This is a genomic window from Paracoccus marinaquae (assembly GCF_018860165.1).
GTDB lineage: Bacteria > Pseudomonadota > Alphaproteobacteria > Rhodobacterales > Rhodobacteraceae > Paracoccus > Paracoccus marinaquae.
Genome location: NZ_JAHKNG010000143.1, coordinates 1 through 611, shown reverse-complemented (window position 1 = coordinate 611; position 611 = coordinate 1). Strand labels below are relative to the sequence as shown.

Annotated in this window: 1 protein-coding gene; it reads right to left on the bottom strand. The window is 65.6% G+C overall.

What is annotated here, in order from left to right; all coding sequences use genetic code 11:
• Positions 1 to 540 (bottom strand): chromate transporter (locus KNW02_RS20710; protein WP_216035058.1); only part of this gene is annotated, 540 nt, incomplete at its 3' end.
• Positions 541 to 611: the final 71 nt, after the last annotated feature.

Sequence of the window (611 nt, the reverse complement as noted above, 5' to 3'; positions counted from 1 at the left end):
CGCGCCCAGCAGGATCGCGCCGGCCATCCCGAAAACGCCCGGCAGGAACGCCAGCATGACCACCGCGCCCACCGCGATCGCAGCCCGTTCCCGGTCGGGACAGAGGTTCTTTGCCATGCCCCAGACAGCCTGCGCGACAATCGCCACGGCGACGATCTTGAGCCCGTCCAGCGCCCCGGTTCCAAGGGAACCCGAGATGGATGCCGCCGACATCGCAAAGACCAGCAACACCAGCGCCGAAGGCAACGTGAAGGCGGCAAAGGCGGCCAGCGCGCCCAACCAGCCCGCGCGCATCATTCCCAGAGCAAAACCGACCTGGCTCGAGGCCGGGCCGGGAAGGAACTGGCACAGCGCCACAAGATCGCCGTAGGCGTGATCCGACAGCCATCCCCGTCGGATGACCAACTCATCGCGGAAGTAGCCCAGATGCGCGATCGGCCCGCCGAAGGAGGTCAGGCCGAGCTTGAAAAAGGCTGCAAAGACCTCGCCCGGAGTTCCCTGAGCCGGTCTCGTTTCAGCCGTACCCGTCCCGTCGGTCATCCCGCTTCTGCCTTATTCTATCAGTTCTCGCAGACGAACCCGCGCCACAGCCAGCTTGGTGTCCTTTTCCG